A 1,344-nucleotide genomic window follows, 5' to 3' on the forward strand; every position below is an offset into this window, starting at 1 on the left:
GTTGTTTTTTTTTTATACGCTCCTGGGTGCAGTTGGGGGGGGGGGGGGGGGCGGGTATTTAGGTGTTTTGGGGGGGGGGCGATCGCAGGGACCGCCCCCCTTCCCCCCGCCACGAAACCCGCGAGCAGCAGCCTGAGCCTGCCGTGGACGCTACCCACCAGGGGGGTGCCTTCATTCAGGAGGTTCTGGGCACGTTCGGCTTCGTACGCGACCAGTGCGCGCAACGATGCGCCTGCTGTCTTTACCGCGAGATCGGTTTCCTCGACGTGGAAGCGCTTCATGTCCACCGCGGGCAGATAGATCCGGTCACGGCCGAGGTCCTCGGCGACGTCCTGAAGGTGCTCGACGATCTGCAGCCCCGTGCACACCGCGTCGGAGCGGCGGATCCGCTCGGGGGTCGCCGTGCCGGTGACGGCGAGGACGAGACGGCCGACGGGGTTGGCGGACAGTTCGCAGTAGGCAAGGAGGTCGTCGTAGGTCTCGTACCGCCCGACGAGCTGGTCCTGGCGGTTGGCGGCGATCAGGCCGAGGAAGGGCTCGGGGGTCAGCGCGCGGCGGCGGACGGTCCGCTGCAGCCGGGCCAGCAGGGGGTGGCGCGGGGTGCCGTCGAAGGCCCGGCGCAGGTCGGCCTCGAAGGCGTCCAGCAGAACCAGCCGGTCCTCGGCATCCGCGGCCGACACGCCGAGCAGACGGGCGTCGGCGCCGCCGGGGGCGAGATCGCCGTCGCCGATGTCGTCGACGAGACGGGCGAAGCCGTACACGGCCATGAGGTCGGCGCGCCAGGCCCTGGGCAGGAAGAAAGGCGCCACGGGGAAGTTCTCCGCAGCGGCCTTGTCGAGTGTGCCGCGCTCCGGATCATCCGCGCGCGTGCCGGTTGCCGTCACCGTGGACTGCCCGGGGCGGGGACGGCACAGGCTGCTGCGTTGAGCTGGGGAGTTTCCGTAGCCATTGCCGTCACATCTCCCGTTCTACACCGACGACCCAATGCATAGTATTTCGGACACGCCGCCCGGCCGTCCGCGCCGGAGCCCGGAGAGAGGGGTGTCGCGCCTTATCGCCCCACTTGCCGTGTTTCGGTACCGGTACAGCTTACGTTGTACAACGGGGCGAGGCCCGTGGGGGTGTCCTGCACATCACAACAACACACCGATTGGCGTCAAGATTCCTCGGGCCAGCCGGAGTTGACGTTTCCTTTGCAGACGCGGGGCCCCCCCGCGCCCGTGCGGCGGGGGGGCGCGGCGGGGCCCGCCCGGATCGCGGACGCCAATCCACCCTGATCCGGCCGATGTTCCCGCGGCACGCGCGCGGGGCATCATCAACTCCCGTCCCCCCACCCCGCCTTCC

At 69.9% G+C, this 1,344-nt stretch carries 1 protein-coding gene; it reads right to left on the bottom strand.

From position 1 onward, the window contains the following. Positions 1–884: squalene synthase HpnC (gene hpnC / locus ACFWYS_RS46490; protein ID WP_384783160.1), on the bottom strand; the 884-nt coding region annotated here is incomplete at its 3' end. Positions 885–1,344 lie beyond the last annotated feature (460 nt).

Source organism: Streptomyces sp. NPDC059010, from assembly GCF_042740355.1.
GTDB lineage: Bacteria > Actinomycetota > Actinomycetes > Streptomycetales > Streptomycetaceae > Streptomyces.